Source organism: Pseudomonas vranovensis (assembly GCF_040438935.1).
GTDB lineage: Bacteria > Pseudomonadota > Gammaproteobacteria > Pseudomonadales > Pseudomonadaceae > Aquipseudomonas > Aquipseudomonas vranovensis.
Genome location: NZ_CP159259.1, coordinates 2075736 through 2099330, shown reverse-complemented (window position 1 = coordinate 2099330; position 23595 = coordinate 2075736). Strand labels below are relative to the sequence as shown.

Sequence of the window (23595 nt, the reverse complement as noted above, 5' to 3'; positions counted from 1 at the left end):
CCCACTTCCTGTTTACGTCACACCGCTTGTCATTAAAAAAACAATAGTGGAGAGGTGCGTTATGAGTAGTTTGAAGTTGAGCCGAAGCCTGGGGTTCTGGGCTGCCTACTCCACATCGGTGGGCCTGGTGGTGTCGGGCACGGCCATGGTGGCGCTGGGCAATGGCTACGGTGTTTCGGGGCCTGCATTCAGCCTCGTGGCATTGGTGGCGCTGGTGGTGATCCTGTGCGTTGCCATGTCGTATTCCGAACTCGCTGCCATGTTGCCGGGGGCCGGCATGGTGGGGGAATACACCCTGCCGGCACTGGGCAAGCTCCCGGCTCTGTTTGCGGTGCTGGCCGGCTACATCGTGCTGGTGGGTACCGACGGCGGCACCAACATGATTATCGGCGGCCAGTCGCTGGAACGGTTGACCGGGGTGCCGTGGTATCTGTTTTCGCTGGGCATCCTGGCGGTACTGGTGGCCATCAACCTCAAAGGCGTGGACGTGTTCGGCCGCGTGCAAACGACCCTGGCCATCGCCATGATGCTGATGCTCGGCCTGGTGGGTGTCTGGGGCTTGACCGGCTTCCAGACGGCGGCCCCCCTGGCCGAACAGCCGGCATTCTCTGTCGGCCCCTGGCAGGATCAGCTTGGCCACCTGAGCCTGGCGATCTGGCTGTTCATCGGCATGGAATTCGTCGCGCCCCTGGCCGAAGAGGTCAAGAACCCAGGGCGCACCATCCCCCTGGCGATGATTTTTGGCTGCGCGAGTATCTGGTTGGTCGACCTGCTGTTTGGCTTGAGCATCACCCGCTACCTGTCGCTGGAAGAACTGGCCGCCTCGACCATTCCCCATGTCGACGGGGCAGCAGCCATGTTGGGGCAGCCCGGGCTGATCCTCATGGGCAGTATCTCGATCCTGGCGGCAGTCACCACCTGCGACACCTATCTGATCGCCGTGCCACGCATGTTGTATGGCCTGTCACGCGAAGGCATGCTGCCGAAGATTTTTTCCTGGCTGCACCCCACCGCAAGAACGCCCTGGTTCAGTATCTTCTTCGTGGTGGCGCTGATCCTGATCGTGCTGGTCTACGCCATGGCCAACCAGGCCGACATCGCCTTGATCACCATGATGATCAGTGTGGCCTGCACCACCTGGCTGATGTCGTACCTGATCGCCCAGGTCAACGTCCTGGTACTGCGGGTCAAGTACCCCAATGCCCACCGTCCTTTCCGCACACCGCTCTACCCGCTGCCACAGTTGGTGGGGATTGCCGCTTGCCTGTACATGATCGGCTCGCTGGTTGCCGATACCCAGGTACTGGGCATTTCCGTGGTGTGCTCGGCCTTGATCCTGGCGTTTGGCGTGATCTACCTGAAGAAGACCGGCCAGGCGTTGTTCCAGCCGGTGCCGCTCGACGAGGTGCTGCGCCGGATCGTGCATCGCTCCGAGTCGCTGGATGAACCCGGTGACGGGCTCGAGCGCGACATGCTTGCCCAGTTGAAACGCCAGTAACCCGACGAGGAAGCCCGCATGGATCTTTATTCGATCATCGACCGGCGCGCGCAGCAGGTGCTTCGGGATACGGTTTCGCGCTTTGCCCCGTACATGGCCCATGACGTTGCCGACAGTGAACGTGCAGTGTCGGTCCTGGACCACCGCCTGGGCGCAGATGACCTGGTGCTTGAGCATCGCTTGTCCAGCAAAGTGATTGGGCGCATCTACACCTGCCGCTGGCGCTGGAAGGTTGCGGTGGACCTGGGCGCAACAGCCATGATGATTCGCCTGCGTTATCGCGGCTGGAAGCCTTCGATCCGGACGGCGAGTTTTGTAGTGGACCGCGGCCGTCAAGCCGTGTGCGATCGACTCAACGCCAGTGCCGTGGTGCTGCCCCTGTGCATGGCGATGGAACTGGGGGGCTTGAGCATCCATTACCACCCGGCAGACAAAACCTGCGAGGTGGTGCTCAGCCCCAACTATGGGGACTTTGTCTGGATGCTCATACCACCGGTGAAATACGGGCGCCAACCCACACCTGCCGAAGTGGACAGCACGGTGCTGCTCATTCAACAGATCTCTTTGTTGCTTCACGCCAGCCGCTGCGAAGCCCTGGCAAGCTGAGCGCAATCATCGAACAGCCTTTGGCGCGCAGGTTCCTCTGCGCCAGGGGCGCAGTGTTGCCAGAAAAACGTTATTTCATGAGGATGTCGTTATGTTGGACACAAACAAGAAAACCATGACCGCCGCTGTGCTTCGTGAACTGGGCGGGCCGCTGAACCTTGAGCAGGTGCCGGTACCGCAGCCGGGCATTGGCGAAATTCTCATCAAGGTCGTGGCCTGCGGCGTTTGCCACAGCGATGTGCATGCCTGCGATGGCGACTGGCCGACACCCCCGAACCTGCCGCTGATTCCTGGCCATGAAGTCACCGGGCACATTGCCCAGCTCGGTGAGGGAGTGACTGGCTACAAGGTCGGCGATACCGTTGGCGTGCCTTGGATGTACAGCGCTTGCGGCGCATGTGAGTACTGCCGCGCCGGCATGGAGACCATCTGCAAGCAGGGCGAGGCCACCGGCTACAGCAAACCGGGCGGCTATGCCGAGTACATGGTTGCGCCGGCGGCGTTCGTGGCAAAAGTACCGCAGGGTGCTGACTTGTATGCCCTGGCGCCGATTCTTTGTGCCGGCGTCACGACGTATCGCGGGTTGAAGCGTTCGGGCGCCCGGCCAGGACAGTGGATGGCTGTGATCGGCATCGGCGGCCTGGGGCATGTGGCGGTGCAGTACGCCAAGGCCATGGGCCTGAGGGTGGTGGCCGTTGATGTCAGCGATGAAAAACTGGAACTGGCCCATCGCCTGGGCGCCGAGCGCGTGTACAACGTCTTGAAAGACCCTGAAAGCGCGATCCACGAAGAGTTGGGTGGTGTGCATGGCGTGCTGGTGACGGCCACGTCGAACAAGGCATTTGAACTGGCGGTGAAACTGCTGCGTCCCGGCGGCACGGCGATCTACATTGGCCAGCCGGGTGGCGCTGCCGATGAAGTGCGCAGCTCCATCGACCGCATCGTCAACTGGGAATTGTCGATCCGTGGCTCTAACGTGGGCACCCGGCAAGACCTGCATGAGGCCGTGGAGTTCGCGGCCAACGGCCTGGTCGCGGTGCAAGCGAGCTTGACCACCCTGGGCGAGATCGGCGAGATTTTCGAGCAGATCCGCCAAGGCACGGTAGTGGGCCGCAAGGTGCTGAAAATTTCCTGACACCGGTTCGGTTGGCGCGCAAGCGCCAGCCGTGTTGCTTGCTTGGAGTTCAAACATGAATGCCGATACTCAGCTGTATATCAATGGCCAATGGGTGGATCCGGTCGAGGGCAGGACCTTCGCTACCATCGACCCGAGCAGCGAGGCACTGATCGCCAGAGTGGCCGCTGCCACCGCCGCCGACGTCGACCTTGCGGTGCAGGCCGCACGCCAGGCTTTCGACGAGGGGCCTTGGCCACACCTGAGCGGTTCGGCGCGTGCCGCCGTGTTGCGGCGTATCGCCCAGGGCATCCGCGACCGCCAGCAGGCGTTGGCCGAGCTTGAGGTGCGCGACAACGGCAAGCCGCTGCCGGAAGCCCTGTGGGATGTCGGGGACAGCGCGGGTTGCTTTGATTACTATGCCGACCTCGCCGAAGGCCTGGACGATCGGCAAGATCAACCCGTGGCCTTGGCCGATGAGCGCTTCAGCTCGGTAGTACGCAAGGAGCCGGTGGGTGTGGCCGGGGCGATCATCCCCTGGAACTTTCCGCTGCTGATGGCCGCCTGGAAAGTGGCACCGGCCCTGGCGGCCGGCTGCTGCATGGTGCTCAAACCGTCCGAGCTGACACCCATGACGGCGCTTGAACTGGCGCGTATTGCGGACGCTGCCGGGCTGCCAGCGGGCGTATTGAACGTGCTGCCAGGCCTGGGCCAGAGTGCTGGCGCCGCACTGGCCGAGCACCCGGGCATCGACAAGCTGGCCTTCACCGGGAGTGTGCCGACCGGCAGCAGGATCATGCAAGCGGCCGCCAATGACATCAAGAACATCAGCCTGGAGCTGGGCGGCAAATCGCCTTTCATCATCTTCGCCGATAGCGATATCGAGTCAGCGGTCGAGTGGATCATGTTCGGGATCTTCTGGAACCAGGGGCAGGTGTGTTCAGCCACCTCTCGGGTACTGGTTCAGCGTGAGCTCTATGCGCCGCTGCTCGACCGGCTGCGCCAAGAGGCCGAGAAGGTTCGCATCGGCAACGGCATGGAGGAGGGTGTGCTGCTGGGGCCACTGGTGAGCAAGGGCCAATACGACAAGGTGTTGACTGCCATCGCCGGCGGGCTGGAGGAGGGTGCCCGACTTGTTTATGGCGGCGAACGCCCCACCGGTTTTGATCAAGGCTTCTACCTGCAGCCAACCCTCTTTGCCGATGTACCGCTACACAGCGCGATCTGGCGTGAAGAAATCTTCGGGCCGGTGGTGTGTGTACGGCCGTTTGACGATGAGGCCGAGGCCCTGCGCTCAGCCAACGACTCACGTTTTGGCCTGGCAGCGGCAGTGATGTCCAAAGACCTGGTCCGCGCCGAACGGGTGGCCCGCAAGCTGCGCGCCGGCATCGTCTGGATCAACTGCTCGCAGCCAACCTTTACCGAGGCGCCCTGGGGTGGCTACAAACAAAGTGGTATCGGCCGCGAGCTTGGCGAGTGGGGGTTGAACAACTACCTGGAAATCAAGCAGATCACCCGCTACGACAGTGACCAGAACTGGGGCTGGTACCTGAAGTAGTACCGCAGCCGGCTTGAGCGGTGGCGTGTGCCACCGGCTCCCTGACCCCTTGAGGCACGTGATCATGCAACTGCACCTGACTGATTGGACTCGAAGTGTTGTCGACGTGCTGACGCATCCCCCGGGGGGCCAGCAACTGCACGCGTTGGCGGCCTGGCTGCGGCGCTTGAGCATCGCGGATCACTTCGTGCTGTTCATTTATGAGGGCAGCTATCGCCCGCTGGCGTTGTTCGACACCTTCACGGCAGAACAGCGGTGCATTTTCATTGACGAGTACCAGACCGGTCCCTATCTGCTCGACCCGTTCTACCTGGCCTGCCACCCGGAACAGTCCGAGGGTGTGTACAGCATGCGTCAATTGGCGCCCGACCAGTTCTACAACAGCGAATACTTTCTGACCTATTACCACCACCTCGGCTTGTGCGAAGAGGTCGGCTTTTTCATCACCCTGCGCCCCGACACCCATGGGGTGCTGTCGCTGATGCGACGAAGAGGTCGCACGCGGTTCTTCGATGACGAAATCAGACAGCTGGAAAGCGCCGTCCCGGTTGTTAGTGCCGCGGTGCGCGCAGCCTGGGAAGCGAACAGCCAGGCCGCAGCCAGACCGGCAGATGATCATGACCATCTGGTGCGAGAAGCATTTGCCAACTTTGGTCGAGGTTCATTGACCGAGCGTGAGCGCGAAGTGGTCAGGCTACTGCTGCAAGGGCACTCCAGCCAGTCCATCGCGCAGAAGCTGCGGATCAGTCCGGCAACGGTGAAGGTCCACCGCAAGAACCTGTATGAAAAGCTGGGGATTGGTAGTCAGTCGGAGTTGCTGGCGTTGTTTGTACAGGCAATCAAGGGGGAGTCGTCTCAACGCGGAGAGCTGTTCAGCTTCTGACGCTCGATCTGTTCGCAGTAACGCAGCGTATGTCGACTGGCACCGCTGCAGCTCTCGAGTTCGCCGATTCTCAGGAAAACTACCGCTTGACTGCAGGGTTGGGTCGATAGATTACGCTCGATAGTGTGAATTTATTTTGAACGAGCCTCGCGACTCCCGCCTCAAAATGGGAACACTGAGGAGATCGCCATGGACCTGTACGGTTTGTCCGACCTTGAGATCAAGCAGCTGATCGAACGTGCCTTGCTGCCTGATCTGTGTGAGTGCAGCGTCGATGGCACGTGCATGACATTGAACCTCACCAGTTGCAAAGACCCGTTGAAAAAAGTGGTCATGAATGCGATCAGTACCCGTTCGCTCAAATCCAGTCGAGGAATTGCCGAACTGATTGGGGAAGCGCGAATTCGCTTGTCCGGGTTGTCTGTCGAGGTTGTGGAGGTCGGCCAAAGCCGTGCAACCAAGCATCAGTGAGCTCATCGTCAGCTTGAGGACCAGGTGATGAACCAATCTAAAGAGCGTCATGCAACTGTCATTTGTCGCCATGCGGACAAACTGCTGTTCGTGCGCAAGGCAACACCCGAATGGTCTTTGCCCGGCGGCAAGATCGAGGCGCATGAGTCTGCGGAGCAGGCGGCGCGGCGCGAACTCTGCGAGGAAACCGGATTGGTACTGGAGCATGCCCGATTTCTGGCGCATGTGGAGATAGGCGATGAAGAGCACCATCTGTACCGCATGAGGGTCGATCCCGCCGATCAGCCCAGGCCGGGCGGCGAAATCGTTGAATGTCGCTGGTTCACGCCATCGGAGCTCAAGCAGGTATTGGTCAAGCCGACCAATCTCGAATTGCTCAAGTGGAACAGTCAAGCAGACTGAAAACCGACAGGCAGGGGTGGTTGCCGCGTGCTGCGGCGGTATCACAGCCGAGCCCCCACGACTTCCAGCCGCAGCCGGTTCAACTTGCCGTTTCGGTCCAGCCGATAGCGCTGTAGATCGGCCGCCAGGAACAGTTCGCCAGGGTAGTAGGCCGCTGCTTCTTAACGGATAGCGTCGATGCACGGCCTGCGATGCGGATCTTCCCAACGCTGATTTTCATTGCTTCGCGCAGGTGAGAGGGAGACTGTCGGGTACTGGACCTGAGTTTGTCCCGACGGAAATAGATGTCACACGTTTCAACACTTGACGGACCTGAATCAGAACGGTGAGCACGCTTGAGACCCAGGCCTGCTCACCGTTTTCCAGTGTTGCTCTGCTGGCTAGTGGTCGCGTTTGCGTCGGGACGCCCGATCAACAGCATACAAAACGCCGGCAATCAGCAGGACACCGCCCAGCAGATGCGTTTTGGGAGCCGTTCGATGGGCGGTGCGCCAGCCACCTTCTACGCGACGCGCGCCCCGGGCAGGCTCGAAGAGGTTGCCGGATGAAGTGGCAGTTTCGTCGCTGTGGGTCAGGCCCCAGCGAGTCAGCAGGCCTGAAAGTCGATTGAATCCAGGTACGATCAAATGCGCCAGGCGCGCTAGTGTGGCAGCGTTGCCGACGGTCGTATGCGGGCGGGGGCTGACCGCACGCTGGACCATTGCCCGAGCCACACGGCGTGGATCATAGACAGGAGGAGGGGGCTTGAGTGCATGGCCGGTAAAGTTGCCTCCATCGCGAAAGCCTGGCGTGTCCATCACTGCGGGATAGATGTCGCAGACATGGATGCCGGGAAAGCCATTGAGCTCGCCGCGTAGCGCTTCACTTAAGCCGCGCAAGCCATACTTGGCCGCCGAATAGGCAACTGCATACGGCTGCGCCACCCAGCTACCCAACGACAAGGTGTTGATCAGAACACCGTTTTTTTGCGCTTTGAAGTAGGGCCACACCACATAGGCGCCACGCAGATAGCCAAGCAGGTCGGTCTGCAGCACTTGTTCGTGGGCTTCAAGCGGGGTTTCTGCGAAACGTCCTACCGCACCCACTCCGGCGTTGTTGATCCAGATATCGATACGCCCGCCGCCGAACGCCGCCGCTTGGGACGCCAGTGCCCGCATCTGGTCGTTGCTGGTCACATCGGTCTGCACGGCGAGCACCTCGGTGCCGCAATCGGTGCATTCATCGACGACCTCGAAAAGCGCCGCCTCATCTCGGGCCGCCAGAACCAGGCGCGCGCCCTTGCAGGCAAATGCATGGGCGGCAGCCCGCCCGATGCCGCTTGATGCGCCCGTGATGACAACCAGCTTGCCCTCTAGAGGGCTGCCGATGGGGAGGCGCTGAGAGCGCTCATGCGTGGTGGGAGCGTCCACACCCTGGGCATCGAGCTGCGATTCGTATTGCATTTCGGCCAACTGCAACTTCGCGCCATCCGCCAGGGTCAGCCTCAAATTTTCGAGGGTGCCGGCAACTCGATCGGGAAACACCGGTTCGCCTTCGGGGTCGATGTCGTCGTAGATAAACCTTTTGCCCTCCATCCATCCGATGGCGGTCAGTAGTTCAGGGCCCAGGTAGTACTTTCCATCGAGAAAGAACCCGGGGAACTGACGTGTGCGCTCGCGAATCTCGATGGTGTAGCGCTGGCCGGGTTTCATACCGGTGGCTGGATCGATCACGGCCGTTTCCTCCCTGCAGTTGTTTTGCGATAGAGCGGCTACAGCGTGCGGGGTTCAACCGAAGTAGATGAAAGGGAAAGCCAAAGCGTCATCAGCGAACTCAGGCCTTCTTGTAACCCTGCCCACCGCTGCCTTGCCCCTGTATATCGGCGCCGTGCGGCAGGGCAGTGACCTTGATTGCACGCACGGGCACGGCGAACGTGGCGCCTATCCTGGAAAACCGCTCGAGCAAGCGGAAATTGATGGCTTGCTGGATATCCATGTACAGGTTGTAGCCTGGGTCCTTGACGATATAGACGCATTCGAACTCCAGCGCCTCCTTGCCGAAGCCACGCAGGTGGGCGCGGTCGAAACGCGCCTGGTCCTGAGCTTTGATCGCCTCTTCGACGATGCCAGGCGCTTTCTTCACCGCCTCGGTGGGGGTGTCGTAGGACAGGCCGAACTCAAAGACGATGCGTCGTTCCTGCAGGCGCTTGTAGTTCTGGATGGTGCTGCTGATCATGCTGGCATTGGCCATGACAATCTGCTCGCCGCCCAGGCTGCGGATGCGCGTGGTCTTCAGGCCTACATGCTCGACTGTACCGGCCAGGGGGCCAATGACGATGAAGTCACCTACCTCGAACGGCTTGTCGACGGCAATCGACAGCGAGGCGAACAGGTCGCCGAGGATGTTCTGTACCGCAAGTGCTACGGCAATACCGCCTACGCCCAGGCTGGCGACGAACGCCGTGATGTTCACGCCCACATTGGACAACATGGCCAACAGCACAACGGACCACAACAGAACGCGCGCACCCCACGCCGATAGCGTGGCCAACGCGCTGCCCTGGTTCAGGCCACCATTGCCGTGACGAGCGAAGTAGCGACTCAGGCCTAGTGCAATGGCGCGGTTGACCCACAAGCCAATCTGCAGCGCGGCCACCACAAACCACAGGCTTCCTACCCGGTCCAACCAGCGCTCGGGCAGATCCAGCATGCTCAGGCCCACCAGCAACGAGGCGAGGAACAACAGGGAGTTGCTGGTGCCGCCCACTACCTTGGCCATAACCTGGGTCAGCGCGCCGTCCTGCTCGGACCAACGTTGCACCCGCCGGAGCACGAAGCTGATGGCTGCGCGGCATGCCAGGAACGTCAACGCGGCAACGCACAGCGCCAATAGCAGATTAAGGATGGAAATACCGAACACGGTCGTGTCGGTGAAGAGTTCGATAATGCGATCGTTCATGAGCGACTGGCCTCCTGGTTGCCCTCGAGTAAATTCGCAAACGTCTTTTATGGGACGCCTGCGCAACGCCATAGGTCGATTGGATTTCTCGATTTCTGCATGAGTGCCGTTTACGCGCGGGACAGGAACGGTTGTGGTTAGGGTAGGGAGGTGAATCGAAACCGAGCGGTTTGAATTTCTCCTCGCCCAAGCAGTCATCAGCCTTAGGAGACTGCAAGGAGACGCTGAAAATGACCGCCCCCCAAAAACGTGCCGCGCTATACCGCATGGTCCTGCCGCAACACGTATGCCCGTTTGGATTAAAGTCCCGTGAACTGCTCAAACGCGAGGGTTATCGGGTCGACGACCACCCGCTGCGCACCCGCGCGCAAACCGATGAGTTCAAACGTCGAGAAGACGTGGATACCACCCCACAGGCGTACATCGAGGGTCAGCGCATCGGTGGCTACGACGACATTCGGCGCTTCTTCGGCAAGCCAGTCGCCGACCCCGATACCCCACAGTACCGCCCGGTATTGGCAGTGTTCGCTGTGGCCCTGCTGATGGCACTGGCCGGTACGTATGCAGTCTTCGATACGCTATTCAATCAGCGCGTGATCGAGTGGTTCCTGGCCATGAGTATGACCCTGTTGGGCATGCTCAAACTACGCGACGTGGAAGGCTTTTCAAATATGTTTCTGGGCTACGACCTGTTGGCGCAGCGATGGGTGCCCTATGCCTACGCCTACCCCTACGGAGAAACATTGGCCGGGCTGCTGATGATCGCCGGCGCTGCGACCTGGTTGGCATCGTCGTTAGCGCTGGTGCTTGGCACGGTGGGTGCGCTATCGGTATTCAAGGCAGTGTATATCGACAAACGCGAACTCAAATGCGCCTGCGTGGGCGGCGACAGCAACGTACCACTGGGCTTCGTTTCACTGACGGAAAACCTGGTGATGATTGGAATGGGGGGGTGGATGTTGCTCAAGCCCTGAGCTGAAACGGACGGTAAAAATGCTATCCAATCACCGAGTGTTGAGAGGGTGCTCTTAATGGCTGTGTACGGGGTGCTGGATTGAGGTCCGTGCTCCGGCCCCACCGGCGCAGGAACCCAGGGGCCGGAGCACGGACCTGAACCCTCAACCTGTCAGGGCCTTGATCCACTGCTCACTGAAGGCGGGTATATCATCTGGCTGGCGGCTACTGATCAGGTTGCCATCCACCACCTCTTCATCTACCCAGGTGCCGCCGGCATTGCGACTATCATCCTGCAATGTCTTGTAGCGGGTCATCCGCTTGCCTTTGGCCAAGCCACTCGAAACTAACAGCCAACCGCCGTGGCAGATCACCGCCAATGGCTTACCAGCCGAATTATGGCTTTGCACCAGTATCTGCGCGCCTGGGATCAGCCGAATCGTGTCGGAGTTTTGCACTCCTCCGGGCAACACAAGCGCATCGTAGAGGTCGAGGTGGGCACTTTCAAAGGTGGCATCCACAGCAGTTTCGTCGGCTGACTTGTCATGATTCCAGCCACGTACCATCCCTTCTTCATCAGCCAGAATATCGACCACAGCCCCGTGCTTTTCCAACGCCTCGCGAGGGCCAGTCAGTTCCACCTGCTCAAAGCCATCAGTGACCAGAAAGGCCACGCGTTTGCCATTAAGTTGTGCACTCATGATGTGATCTCCTTTTATCGATAGACCTGAAGTAAGAGGCCTACTGCAAGGAAGCAACGTTCAATCAGACGGTAATCCCAGCCGCCTGTTGTCCATTCTTCAATGGTCGTCCTTCCTCGCCTCGGCAACTGCTCACTCGCGTCTCTTGTCAAGAGGGCGAACGCCCACGACGTTTCACTGTCAGGCTTTGCCGGACGAAGAAGCGTTGCCTGGAATCGGGATTTCACATCGACTGCTGTCATTACACCGCCTCCGGCTAATGCGCCTGGCTGCTCCCCTCGTGCAGCCCAACGTTAAACAGCCTGCAGCGTGATTGTCTCGTCCGGCGCGCCGCGCGCTTCAACGCCTTGGCAATAAAACGTTGACGAAAACGCGGCGTCATAAACGCAGCAGCGCAAGTCATATTTCCGGCGCCATAGAAACTGCATTGCCCGTCATGCTTTAAGCGCCAGTAATGTGGCGAAGAACGTGGCGCGCAACAGTATCGTTGTTGGCGTAATTATATTGTCGCCATTAAGTCGGCATGCCGCGTGGGAATTAAATCAAACTTCACGCTTGCTGTTATTTTGGCGCCATAGGGGCGGGGTATTTATTTATTATTAATTTTTGAATTTCCTATTGCCTTGCTGAGCATCGCTGCTGTTTAATCGTCCGCCTCATCCCTTGAGCCATAGGCCCTGAAGGCGGGTGCTGTAGCGTTGGTAGTGCTGCACTCACTCTTTCTGTCGTATGTCTTGTGCCTGCTGACACCGTTATTATTTATTGCGGTAGTTGGCGCCTGCGTGGGTGCTCAGAAGAAAAGTTGAAGTTGTTAAAGTTGAATTACAAGGGCGGCGCAATTAGCGCAACCCTGCTGTATTACAGGTGCTGGGTTGAAGTGACCTGTCAATGGATACGGGAATGTTATAGAGACATTCCATGGCCTTAAGTTGCAAGGAGCGTTCGTAGCATGCGAATCAGCATATTTGGTCTGGGTTACGTCGGTGCGGTATGTGCCGGATGTTTGTCGGCAAGAGGGCATCAGATCATCGGGGTCGATGTTCAGGCGCTGAAGATTGATCTGATCAACAGTGGCAAATCGCCTATTGTCGAGCCGGGTCTGGGCGAGCTGCTGCAGCAAGGGGTCGCCAGCGGCAGGCTGCGCGGCACTCTGGATGCCCGTGAGGCCATCCTCGAAACCGATATTTCCTTCCTCGCACCGCCGACGCCGAGCAAGCGCAACGGCGACCTCGATGTGACCTACATCGAAGAGGTGTGCCGGCAGATCGGCGAGGTACTACCGCTCAAGACCACCCGTCACACGGTAGTGGTACGCAGCACGGTGCTGCCGGGCACCCTGCGCAAGGTGGTGATTCCGACCCTGGAGCAGTATTCCGGGCTCAAGGCCGGTGTGGACTTCGGCGTGGCGGTGAACCCCGAGTTCCTGCGCGAGAGCACCGCGATCAATGACTACGACTATCCGGCTATGACGGTGATCGGCGAGCTGGACAGCACCTCCGGCGACTTGCTGGAAGAGATCTACCGCGAGTTGGATGCGCCGATCATCCGCAAGACCATCGAAGTCGCGGAGATGATCAAGTACACCTGCAACGTCTGGCACGCGGCCAAGGTCACCTTCGCCAACGAGATCGGCAACATCGCCAAGGCGGTCGGTGTCGATGGCCGCGAGGTGATGGAGGTGATCTGCCAGGATCACAAGCTCAACCTGTCCAAGTACTACATGCGCCCGGGCTTCGCCTTCGGCGGCTCCTGCCTGCCCAAGGATGTGCGCGCGCTGAGCTACCGCGCCGGCCAGCTGGACGTCGAGTCGCCAATGATCGACTCGCTGATGCGCAGCAACGCCGCGCAGGTGCGCAAGGCCTTCGACATCATCGCCAGTTACGACAAGCGCAAGGTCGCGCTGATGGGGCTGTCCTTCAAGGCCGGCACCGACGACCTGCGTGAAAGCCCGCTGGTGGAACTCGCCGAGATGCTCATCGGCAAAGGCTTCGACCTCAGCATCTACGACCGCAACGTCGAGTACGCCCGTGTCCACGGTGCCAACCGCGACTACATCGAGTCGAAGATTCCCCATGTGTCGTCGTTGCTGCGCTCCGATTTCGACGCAGTGGTCGCCAATGCCGACGTGATCGTCCTGGGCAACAGCGATGAAGCCTTCACGCCCCTGGTAGACCGGGTTTCCGCCGACAAGCAGGTCTTCGACCTGGTGGGATTCATGCGCCAGTCCAGCAGTGCCGGACTCGAGGGCATCTGCTGGTAGATCCGCTGGAGTGATGCTCGCGGGGCGCCCTGGCAACAGGCGCGGCGCCCCTGTTGCCGTGTTGTTGATAAGTCATACAGGTCCAAGACATGGATGTTTTTCAGAGTCGCCTGCGCACCGCCGCAGGGTGGTTACTGCTGGTAATCACGCTCATGGGGATGGCATTGCTGCTGCCGCGCAGCACATTCGACCCGGCGTCCACCGATTTCATTCTATTGCTGGGTGTCATTGGCATCTGGCGCTATTCCATGGGCGCCGTGCATTTCGTGCGGGGGATGATCTTCCTCTATCTGGTGTTCCCCTGGTATCGGCGCAAAGTGCGGCAGCTCGGTGCGGCAGCGGCCCCGTCCCACGTGTTCCTGCTGGTCACCAGCTTCCGCATCGAAGCGCTGACTACCGCTCAGGTCTACCAATCGGTGCTCCGCGAGGCCATTGCCTGCGGCTACCCGACCACCGTGGTGTGTTCCATCGTAGAGCGATCGGACGAGCTGCTGATCGAGAGCCTGTGGCGACAGATGAACCCACCGGAGCGGGTCAGGCTGGATTTCGTGCGCATCGCCGGTACCGGCAAGCGCGATGGTCTGGCCCATGGCTTCCGCGCCATTTCCCGGCACTTGCCCGACGACGATGCGGTGGTGGCGGTGATCGATGGCGATACCGTACTGGAGCAAGGCGTGGTGAAGAAGACCGTGCCCTGGTTCAAGCTCTTCCCCTCTGTTGGTGGCCTGACCACCAACGAGTTCTGCGAGGTGCGGGGCAGCTACATCATGAGCGAGTGGCACAAGCTGCGTTTCGCCCAGCGCCATCTCAACATGTGCTCCATGGCGCTCTCCAAACGAGTGCTGACCATGACCGGGCGGATGTCGGTGTTCCGCGCCAGCGTGGTGACCAACCCCGGCTTCATCGCCGATGTCGAGAGCGACCACCTGGAGCACTGGCGCCTCGGACGCTTCCGCTTCCTCACGGGCGACGACAAGTCCAGTTGGTACAGCCTGATGCGCCTGGGCTACGACACGTTCTACGTGCCGGACGCGGCCATCAACACCGTTGAGCACCCGCCGGAAAAGAGCTTCATCAAGGCCAGCCGCAAGCTGATGTTCCGTTGGTATGGCAACAACCTGCGGCAGAACTCCCGCGCCCTGGCCCTGGGCCCCAATTGCCTGGGCTGGTTCACCTGCCTGGTGCTGGCCGACCAGCGCGTATCAATGTGGACCAGCCTGCTGGGGCCCACCGTGGCGATCATCGCCAGCCTCAAGTACGGCTTCGGCTTCCTGATGCTGTACCTGCTGTGGATCGGCATTACCCGCCTGGCGCTGACGCTGTTGCTGCTGGCATCCGGGCACAAGGTGGGGCCGGCCTATCCGCTGATCCTCTATTACAACCAGATCATGGGCGCGCTGGTGAAGGTGTACGTGTTCTTCCGCCTCGACCGGCAGTCCTGGACTCGCCAGAACACCAAGCTTAATCGCGACCTGGCCAGCTTCTCGCGCTGGTTCAACACCTGGTCTTCACGCGCCATGACCTTCTCGGCGGGCAGCGTCTTTCTGGCCTTGCTGATGTTTGTGGTGTGAGCGGCGAAATTGCCCAAGAAGCCTTGAAACCAGGTTCAACTTACTAATTCAGAAAGGAAACGTTATGAGTGCAGTGATCAGCCCGGTGGGCAATGCCAATGTGGTGCATGAGTCCGAGGCGCAGCGTCAGTATGCGCGCCTGAAGCTGCCGGCGAAGGTCCGGTTCCAGGGCCAGCCGGGGGGCGTCCAGGAAGTCCAGCTGTTAGACCTCTCCGCGGGCGGTTTCAGCTTCGAGCAGGGCGGCCAGTCGGTGATCGAGGGCAAGCTCTATCGCGGCAAGCTGATGTTTGAAGTGGAGGGCATCGGTTTCGCCATGGATGTCGAATTCCAGGTGCGCTCGATCATCGGCGGCAAGCGCGTCGGCTGCGAATTCCACAACCTGCGTCCGCGTGAGGTGTCGGCGCTGCGCTACCTGATCAGCTCCTTCGTCAGCGGCGAACTGGTCAACGTAGGAGGTTTGATCAGCATTCTGCAGCGCGAGAACTTCACCAAGGCCCGTGGCGGCAAAGGAAGTGAAAAACTCAGCCTGGTCGGCCGCCTGCGTGCCATGGGTTTGACCCTGGTGATCCTCGTCGCCGGTCTGAGCGCCTTCGCCTATGTGCTGTACCAGTTCTACGACATCTACTTCGTCACCCATGCCGACTCGGCCCAGGTCAGTGTGCCCGGCACGCAGGTAGCGATGCCGCGTGAAGGCACCGTGCAAAGCCTGGTCACCGTCGGCAGCACTGTCAGCAAAGGCGCGCCGGTGGCCACCTTCACGGCGAACATGCTGGATGCCCTGAAGGGCGCGCTGCCGGAATCGGAGATGACCCCGGACAACCTGGAGCGCCTGTTCAACAAGACCTTCCAGGGCACCCTGACCAGCCCCTGCGACTGCAAAGTGGTCAGCCAGCTGGTGGGGGATGGCCAAGTGGCGCCCAAGGGCACCCCGGTGTTCCTGCTGGCGCCGGTGGACAGCGTCGCCACCGTCGAAGCCCGCTTCCCTTACCGTGCGTTCAGCCAGTTGCAACCGGGCACCCCGGTGACCTTCCTGGTGGGCGGCGAAGCCACCGAGCGCGGCGGCCGGATCGTCAGCATGGCCCTGCAGGACGGCGGCCTGGCCTCGGACATCCGTGTGCAGATCCAGCCGAACGAGCCGCTTGCCAGCAATCTGGCCAAGCGCCCGGTGGAAGTGCGCATTCGCCCGCTGAACGGCGTCTTCGTCAACAACAGCCTGGCGTCTGAAAAATGAACAGGACCGGACTAGCATGCGGGCTGCTGAGCTCGCTCAGCCTCGGCCTGCTGGCCGGTTGCGTGGCGTTGCCCGATCTGCAGCTGGCCAAGCAGGCCAAGGGCAGTGGTGACCTCGCGACCGCGGAACAGAACTACCGCATGCTCGCCAGCCAGGGTTATGTAGACGCCCGGATCGGCCTCGCCGACCTGCTGGTACGCAGCCCTTCGATGGAGCAGCGGATGCAGGGCGAGACGCTGTATCGCCAGGCCCTCGATCGCTCTGCGGCGGCGCCGGCGCGGCTGGGTAAATGGCTGGCGAGCAAGCCACAGACGACTCCTGCCGAGCGTCTCGAGGCCGAGCAGCTGTTGCGCCAGAGCCTGGCGGCCGGCGACAACAGCGCACTGCTGCCGCTGGTGCAGGTACAGCTGCAGGATCCGCAAAAGCTTGCCAGCGGCGAGCTGGAGCGCGAGCTGGAGCAATGGCAGGCGCAAGGCATCGGTGAAGCCCGGCTCGGCAAGGTGCTCCTGTACCGTGTGCGTGGCAACTACGAGCAGAAGCTGGACGAGATCGAAGCCATTTGTGCCGGCTGGCTGGACCAGGCCAGTGAGTGCTATGTCGAACTGGCCGAGGTCTACCAGCGACGAGGCGACAAAAACAGCCAACGGCAGTTGCTGGCGCGGCTGGATTCCGCCTATCAGGCCGGCCTGGTGTCGCCTGAACGTGTGCAGGGCGTTGCCAAGGTACTGGCCGACAGCAGCCTTGGCGAAGCCGATCCGCAGGCTGCCCAGGCGCTCTACACGCGTATTGCGCCGGCCTACCCGGATGCCTGGTGCGGTTTGGCCGAGCTGGTCTTGCGCTTCCCCGACCAGGGGGATGCGAACGTACTCACCGAATACCTGAACAAGGGCATGGACGCCGGTTCCAGCCGCGCCGCGCTGATGCTCGGGCAGCTGTACCTCAAGGGCCAGGCCGTACCGGCCGATCCGCGGGCGGCAGAGCAGTACCTGCTGCAGGCCGCGTCCAGCCACACCAAGGCGCACCTGCTATTGGGCCGGCTGTACCGGGATGGCGCGCTGGGCGACATCGAGCCGGAAAAGGCACTGGAGCATCTGCTGATTGCCGCCCGTGCCGGCGACCCGAGCGCCAACATTGCGCTGGCCCAGCTATTTGGCGAGGGCAAGGGCGTGCGGATCAACCCCGTCTACAGCTACACCTTCGCCAAGCTCGCCTCGCGCCAGGGCATGGCCCAGGGGCAGGTCCTGATGGAGCGCCTGGCGCCGAGGCTGCAGGCGCAGGACTACCAGCAGATCGAGAGCCTGCTGGCCCGTGAAATCGAGGCGCGCGGTGGCCAGCAGGTCACCGCCAGGAATCAAGCTGATCAAGCGCAGGAAGTGCTATGACTTTGAAATACCGTCCCGCCACCACGCTGGCCTGCATGGCCGGATTGCTGGCCAGCTCCGTCACCCTTGGGGCGCAACCTCAGCCCGGCTTGTCTTATGGCGCCAATCTCAAGTTCACCGCGCAGTCGATCGAGGACCTCGATCTGGGTACCCGCGACGGTGGCGACTTCAATGGCGCCGGCCTCAGCGTGCGGCCCTGGATCTTCACGCGGCAGGGCGACTGGAGCGCCTTCGCGCTCGGCGAGGCGTTCCTTGCCAGCGACACCATCGAGTCGGATACCAGCGAATCCGACACCTTCGACCCCAACGACGCCCGCGATCGGGAGGACAAGTTCCTCGCCCTGCACGAGTTCTGGGTCGACTATGGTGGCCTGACCGCTTACCCGGGGGAGTCCCTGCGCCTCGGTCGGCAGAAGATCCGCAGTGCTGACGGCCTGTGGTGGGACAGCAATATCGAAGCCTTGCGCTGGAACTTCGAGACAACCCTGCTCAGTGCCCACATCGGCATTGCCGAACGTTTCAGTGACTACCGCACTGACCTGGATGAGCTGGCGCCCGAGGACGAGGATCGCTTGCACCTGCTCGCCGACCTGTCCTGGCAGTGGCAGCCGGGTCACTGGGCCGGGCTGAAGCTCCATCACAGCGATGATCGCGGCAACCTGCCCGGGCAGGGTGCTGCAGTGGATCAGTTGAGCAAGACCACAACCGGCGAACTCACCTGGCTAGGGGCTGAACTCAATGGGGATTTCTACAACGAGCGCAGCAACCTGCCGCTCAGCTACTGGGTCGCCGCCACGTGGCTGACCGGCAATATCGACACCCTGCGCACCAGCACCGTCAGCCGGCCAGCGCCAGGCCGACGGCCAGCTGAGCCAGGACCTCGACGCCTGGGCGGTCGACCTTGGGCTGCGCTGGAACATCGACCAGAACTGGCGCGTCGGCGCCACCTATGCGCGTACCAGCGGCGGCTCCGACGGCGACGACTCCGAGCAGTTCAGGCAGACCGGGCTGGAGAGCAACCGCGCCAAATTCACCGGCACCGGGAGTGGCATCAACCGTTTCGGCGAAGCCTATCGCGGCGAGCTGAACAACCTGCAGGCGGCCAGCGTGTTCACCGGCTGGCAGTTGGGCGAGGACTACGACGCCAGCCTGGTCTACCACCGCTTCTGGCGGGTGGATGACCAGGCCGACAGCAGCAGCGGCCTGAAGGCCCAGTTGGTGCCCGGCGAGAAGGATATCGGCCAGGAAGTCGACCTGGTGGTGACGCGCTACCTGAACCGCGGGCAGATTCCGGCCGGGTTGGAGTGGCTGAGGGCATCCTCCGCGTTGGTGCGCTTTCGTGGCGGGCTTTTCTTTCCGGGCGATGCCTTCGGCAAAGGCACGGATTCGAGCATGCACCGCGCAGTCGTTGATTTTGTCTGGCGTTACTGAGTGCCGCCTGCCGAGCTGACCATGGAGTTGGACGCTATGTATTCACACACAAGAAACAGGCAGCGCTGGACCGCCGGCCTGCTCCTCGCGGGTAGCCTCGCGTGGGCGACCGTGGCGCTGGCCGGGGACGCCGCTGCACCCGCTTACCAGGTGTCGAGCATTCCAGCCGAGCCGCTGCTGATCGCGCCGCCGAAGCTGCCCGATCTGTCGCCCTATACGGCCGAGGCGGCCAAGGCCCGGATCGTGAGCAAGCCCACCGGCAGCGTGGTGCTCAAGCGCATGATCGGCGTGGACCAATTGGTGGAGTTCACCGGTGGTGACGAGCGCCTGCGTGAGTGGGTGAAACGCCAGGGTGAAATGCCCCAGGCGATTTTCATCGAGGGTGGCTATGTCACGTTGACGGATCTGGCGCGTAGCCTGCCGAAGAAATATTTTGAAGAGACCGAGCCGGGTATCTATATCGCTCGCCTGCCGATCGTCGTCAGCCGGGGCGCGACCCTGCACATCGGCGTGGAAACCCGTGACTTGCGCCTCTCCAGCGAGCGCGGCGCGTTCCTGATCAACGACGGCAAGCTGTTCATCATGGATACCCGCCTTACCGCCTGGAGCGAGGAGGGGAACCAGCAGGACTGGTTCAAGAAGAAGGGTAAGTTCCGCCCCTTCCTCAACGCCTGGGGCGGTACCGAGACCTACATCGTCAACTCGGTGGTATCGAGTCTTGGCTACACCGCGAGCAAGTCCTATGGCGTATCCATCTCCCAGTACAGCCCGGCGATGCACCCGATCATGCAGCGCGAACATCCCAGCGGCTGGCTGATTGACTCGATGTTCGACGACATGTGGTACGGCTTCTACTGCTACGAAGCCTATGACGTGGTACTCAAGGGCAATACCTATCGCAACAACCTGGTCTACGGTATCGACCCGCACGACCGCTCGCGGCGCTTGATCATTGCCGAGAATACCGCCTATGGCACCCGGGAGAAGCACGGCATCATTGTGTCCCGCGAGGTGAACGACAGCTGGATCTTCAACAACCGCTCCTATGAGAACACCCTCTCCGGGATCGTGGTCGACCGTAGCAGCGTCAACAACGTGGTGGCCAACAACGAGGTTTATCGCAACGGCTCCGATGGCATCACCATCTATGAGAGTGGCGATAACCTGCTGTGGGGCAACCGGGCGTTCAACAACTCGCGGCACGGCATACGCGTGCGCAACAGCGCCAATGTCGGGCTCTATGAAAACCTCGCGGTGGCCAACGGCCTGCTCGGCATCTACGGGCACATCAAGGACCTCACCGACACGCCCCGCGACCTGACGCTCGACCCCTTCGACATGAACCTCTCCCTGACCGTGGTTGGCGGTCGCCTGATCGGTAACGAGTCGGGCGCCATCTCCGTGGTGTCACCGCAGAGCGTGAAGCTCTACGGGGTGGAAATGCTGATGCCGAGCCAGCCCAGCGGCATCGGCATATTCGGTGCACTGGCCAAGGAGCAGAGCCGAATCATCGACCTGCTGGTACGACAGAAGCGGGCCGTGCAAGTGCTGCCGCTCGACAAGTTGGCTCAACTTCAAGTGAGTGACAAACAATGAAAGGGTGTTCAATGAGCCGCTTCGCCCAAGCCTGGCGGATGTCTGCAGCGATTGCGACGCTTTTCGCCAGCTCCCTGAGCCTGGCCGCCGAGGCGCCGGAATACGCGATCGAGCGCTGCTGTCAGATCTGCCCGCAGGCGCTGCAGGACAGCAGCTACCCCGGTGATCTGGGCGATTTCCGCCAACTGGTGCAGGGGCAGGAGGACTGGCTGTTCCGCAGCAAGATCGACTTCATGACCAACATCGGGACCACGCCCGAGGGATTCAAGCTGCTACAGGATCTGCGTGATGCGCTCAAAGCCAGGGGCGTGGAGCTGGTGATGGTCTACCTGCCACCCCGTGGCCTGCTCGTCACCGAAATGCTTCGCCCCCAGGACCGCAGCAACTTCAATGCCGAACTGTCGCGCAAGAATTACCTGGCGACCATCGAACATCTTCGCGGCCTGGGCATACGTGTGCCGGACCTCTCCTCGCTGCTGGCCCATCCGGCCGAGGTGCGCAGCAAATTCTTCTTCAAGCGCGACAACCACTGGACACCGCAAGGTGCTGAGCTGGCCGCGCAATTGCTGGCCGCTGAATTGAGTAAATCGGACGTCTTCAAGGGGATTGCGCGCAAGGAGTTTGCCACGCGCACGGAAGGTAACCTGTACAAGGTCGGCTCCCTTAACCAGGCATTCGGCAAAATCTGTGGCAATGGTTACGCCAACGAGTATTTCACCCGCGCAGTGACCGAGCCCAAGGAAGAGAGCGCCGAGCTGTTTGGCGATACCGAAGCGCCCGATGTGGTGCTGGTTGGCACCAGTTTCAGTTCCGCGCAGTACAACTTCGACGGTTTCCTCAAGCAGTACGCCCGCATCGACGTCGACAACCGCTCGGTGACAGGCGGTGGCTTCCACAGTGCCATGCTGCAGTACCTCGGCAGCCAGGACTTCCAGGACAAACCGCCGAAGGTGCTGATCTGGGAGGTCAACAGCTATTACGACCTGGCCATGGCGACGTTCTACCGCCAGGTCATGCCCCTGTTGGATAACGGTTGCCGGGACGTAGCGGCGACCCTAGGCCAGAAGATGGCCCTGCGGCCAGGCAAGAACGAGGTGTTGGTCAACACTGGGGTCAAGCCGATCCGCAGTGAGGACTCCGTCGTCGAGATCCAGTTCAGCAAACCCGTGATCAATGAGTTGCGCAGCACCATCTGGTACATGACCGGCTCCAGGGAAAACCTGTTGATCAGTCGGACACGGGAAGTGGAGCCGAACGGTCGCTTTGTTTTCCGCTTGCGTGAGGACGCCGAGTGGGCGGGGCAGACGCTGCTCTCCCTTGAAATCGACATGCCGGCAGACATGCCCCAGGGGCTGCAGGTCGAAGCGAAGATCTGCCGCAGGGCGGATAAACCTGAAACCGTGATGCAAGCCAAGGCCAATTGACCCGAGGGCGCCTTGCGCCGGGTTGTGTCCGGCGCATGGGCTCCTCAGGGCAACGATGATCATTCAAACGGAGATTGAGGGCGTGGTCTTTTCTTCCAACGTGTTCCTGTTCCTGTTCCTGCCGATTTTCCTCGGCTTGTACTACCTGGTCGGGACGCGCTATCGAAACCTGCTATTGCTGGTCGCTAGCTACATCTTCTATGCCTGGTGGCGCATCGACTTTCTGGCGCTGTTCGCGGTGGTCACCGTGTTCAACTACTGGATCGGCCTGCGCATCGGCGCGGCCGGGGTGCGCACGAAAACAGCGCAGAAATGGCTGCTCGTCGGCGTGGCGGTGGACCTCTGCGTCCTCGGCTATTTCAAGTACGCCAATTTCGGCGTCGACAGCCTCAATGCCATCATTACCTCATTCGGCATGGAGCCCTTCGTGCTCACGCACATCCTGCTGCCGATCGGGATCTCGTTCTACATCTTCGAGTCCATCAGCTACATCATCGACGTCTACCGCGGCGACACCCCGGCCACCCGTAACCTGGTGGACTTCGCAGCCTTTGTGGCGATCTTCCCGCACCTGATTGCCGGCCCGGTACTGCGTTTTCGCGACCTGGTGGACCAGTTCAACCACCGTACCCACACGGTGGACAAGTTCGCCGAAGGCTGTACGCGCTTCATGCAAGGCTTCATCAAGAAGGTCTTCATTGCTGACAGCATCGCGCCCATCGCCGACCACTGCTTTGCGCTTTCCGACCCCAGCATGGGCGACGCCTGGCTTGGCGCCCTGGCCTACACCGCGCAGCTGTACTTTGACTTCTCCGGCTACAGCGACATGGCCATCGGCCTCGGCCTGATGATGGGCTTCCGCTTCATCGAGAACTTCAACCAGCCGTACATCAGCCAGTCGATTACCGAGTTCTGGCGACGCTGGCACATCAGCCTCTCCACCTGGCTGCGCGACTACCTGTACATCAGCCTGGGCGGCAACCGCGGCACCACCTTCCAGACCTACCGCAACCTGTTCCTGACCATGCTGTTGGGCGGCCTGTGGCACGGCGCCAACTTCACCTACATCCTCTGGGGCGCCTGGCACGGCGCCTGGCTGGCCATTGAGCGCGCCCTGGGCGTGGACGCCGCGCCACGGGTGCTCTACCCGCTGAAGTGGGCCTTCACCTTCCTGCTGGTGGTGATCGGCTGGGTGATCTTCCGCGCCGAGAACCTCGACGTGGCCTGGCGCATGTACGCGGCCATGTTCAGCTTCGCCGACTGGCAGCTCTCCGAACTCTTCCGCGCCCAGCTCACCAGCTTGCAGATCGCCACCCTGGTGCTGGCCTATGTCGTGCTGGCCATCTTCGGCATCCGCCAGTTCCACGCCCAGCCGCTGGCCGGCGCACCCAAAGCCAGCGTCCGTGAAGACCACGACGGCATCGCCATCAACGCCAACGGCAGCGCCGCCGTGGCGCGTCTGCGGATCGGTGCGGTGGCCTTCCACACTGCCGTGCTGCTGCTGTTCACCGTTTCGGTGTTGAAGCTCTCGGCGCAAAGCTTCTCGCCCTTCCTGTATTTCCAGTTCTGAGGGGAA

18 protein-coding genes and 1 pseudogene are annotated in these 23595 nt (G+C 61.3%); 16 read left to right on the top strand and 3 right to left on the bottom strand.

The genetic code is table 11. The features are described from left to right. Positions 1–61 precede the first annotated feature (61 nt). The 7 genes from ABVN19_RS09730 to ABVN19_RS09700 all read left to right on the top strand — a co-directional run bounded on the left by ABVN19_RS09730 (position 62) and on the right by ABVN19_RS09700 (position 6532). Positions 62–1498: an APC family permease gene (locus tag ABVN19_RS09730; RefSeq protein WP_105642571.1), complete on the top strand. Its 1437-nt coding sequence runs from the start codon at positions 62–64 to the stop codon at positions 1496–1498. Between the two features lie 18 nt (positions 1499–1516). Continuing rightward, positions 1517–2104, top strand: coding sequence for a hypothetical protein (locus tag ABVN19_RS09725; protein ID WP_105642570.1), 588 nt, complete (start codon positions 1517–1519; stop codon positions 2102–2104). Positions 2105–2195: 91 nt separating this feature from the next. Beyond that, entirely contained in the window at positions 2196–3239 is a 1044-nt protein-coding gene (locus ABVN19_RS09720) for a zinc-dependent alcohol dehydrogenase (protein ID WP_218274694.1), read from the top strand. A gap of 55 nt (positions 3240–3294) precedes the next feature. After that, a complete protein-coding gene (locus ABVN19_RS09715) occupies positions 3295–4776 on the top strand; it encodes an aldehyde dehydrogenase family protein (protein ID WP_105642569.1) in 1482 nt (493 codons plus the stop codon). A 64-nt stretch (positions 4777–4840) separates the two neighbouring features. Continuing rightward, complete coding sequence (locus tag ABVN19_RS09710) at positions 4841–5659, top strand: LuxR C-terminal-related transcriptional regulator (RefSeq protein ID WP_036990435.1); 819 nt, start codon at positions 4841–4843, stop codon at positions 5657–5659. A 189-nt stretch (positions 5660–5848) separates the two neighbouring features. Next, on the top strand, positions 5849–6130 hold the full coding sequence (locus ABVN19_RS09705; protein ID WP_051270743.1) for a DUF1652 domain-containing protein: 282 nt from the start codon (positions 5849–5851) through the stop codon (positions 6128–6130). A 27-nt stretch (positions 6131–6157) separates the two neighbouring features. After that, positions 6158–6532, top strand: coding sequence for an NUDIX domain-containing protein (locus ABVN19_RS09700; RefSeq protein WP_105642568.1), 375 nt, complete (start codon positions 6158–6160; stop codon positions 6530–6532). A 380-nt stretch (positions 6533–6912) separates the two neighbouring features. Here the strand turns inward: ABVN19_RS09700 and ABVN19_RS09695 are convergent, their stop codons facing one another. Beyond that, positions 6913–8244, bottom strand: coding sequence for an SDR family oxidoreductase (locus tag ABVN19_RS09695; RefSeq protein ID WP_105642567.1), 1332 nt, complete (start codon positions 8242–8244; stop codon positions 6913–6915). A 100-nt stretch (positions 8245–8344) separates the two neighbouring features. Then, positions 8345–9469, bottom strand: a complete 1125-nt coding sequence (locus tag ABVN19_RS09690; protein ID WP_028946195.1) for a mechanosensitive ion channel family protein — start codon at positions 9467–9469, stop codon at positions 8345–8347. A gap of 230 nt (positions 9470–9699) precedes the next feature. Between ABVN19_RS09690 and ABVN19_RS09685 the strand changes: the two genes are divergently transcribed. After that, positions 9700–10443, top strand: coding sequence for a MauE/DoxX family redox-associated membrane protein (locus tag ABVN19_RS09685; RefSeq protein ID WP_036990433.1), 744 nt, complete (start codon positions 9700–9702; stop codon positions 10441–10443). A 144-nt stretch (positions 10444–10587) separates the two neighbouring features. On the opposite strand, the gene ABVN19_RS09680 is transcribed toward ABVN19_RS09685, so the two are convergent. Continuing rightward, positions 10588–11124: a type 1 glutamine amidotransferase domain-containing protein gene (locus tag ABVN19_RS09680; protein WP_105642565.1), complete on the bottom strand. Its 537-nt coding sequence runs from the start codon at positions 11122–11124 to the stop codon at positions 10588–10590. Positions 11125–12073: 949 nt separating this feature from the next. On the opposite strand from ABVN19_RS09680, the gene ABVN19_RS09675 reads away from it, so the two are divergent. From ABVN19_RS09675 to ABVN19_RS09640, 8 genes and pseudogenes are all read left to right on the top strand, one after another. Continuing rightward, a complete protein-coding gene (locus ABVN19_RS09675; protein WP_028946192.1) occupies positions 12074–13384 on the top strand; it encodes a UDP-glucose/GDP-mannose dehydrogenase family protein in 1311 nt (436 codons plus the stop codon). An 89-nt stretch (positions 13385–13473) separates the two neighbouring features. Further along, entirely contained in the window at positions 13474–14955 is a 1482-nt protein-coding gene (locus tag ABVN19_RS09670; protein ID WP_028946191.1) for a glycosyltransferase family 2 protein, read from the top strand. Between the two features lie 64 nt (positions 14956–15019). Further along, a complete protein-coding gene (locus tag ABVN19_RS09665; RefSeq protein WP_280643283.1) occupies positions 15020–16186 on the top strand; it encodes an alginate biosynthesis protein Alg44 in 1167 nt (388 codons plus the stop codon). Next, positions 16183–17568, top strand: coding sequence for an SEL1-like repeat protein (locus ABVN19_RS09660; RefSeq protein ID WP_105642563.1), 1386 nt, complete (start codon positions 16183–16185; stop codon positions 17566–17568). Before ABVN19_RS09665 ends, ABVN19_RS09660 begins: the two co-directional genes overlap by 4 nt. A gap of 35 nt (positions 17569–17603) precedes the next feature. Next, positions 17604–18999 (top strand): annotated as a pseudogene (locus tag ABVN19_RS09655) (alginate export family protein). A gap of 36 nt (positions 19000–19035) precedes the next feature. After that, entirely contained in the window at positions 19036–20595 is a 1560-nt protein-coding gene (gene algG, locus ABVN19_RS09650; RefSeq protein WP_036990431.1) for a mannuronan 5-epimerase AlgG, read from the top strand. Between the two features lie 11 nt (positions 20596–20606). Further along, entirely contained in the window at positions 20607–22019 is a 1413-nt protein-coding gene (locus tag ABVN19_RS09645; RefSeq protein ID WP_028946188.1) for an alginate O-acetyltransferase, read from the top strand. An 82-nt stretch (positions 22020–22101) separates the two neighbouring features. Then, positions 22102–23589, top strand: a complete 1488-nt coding sequence (locus ABVN19_RS09640) for an MBOAT family protein (RefSeq protein WP_028946187.1) — start codon at positions 22102–22104, stop codon at positions 23587–23589. The last annotated feature ends 6 nt before the right edge of the window (positions 23590–23595 follow it).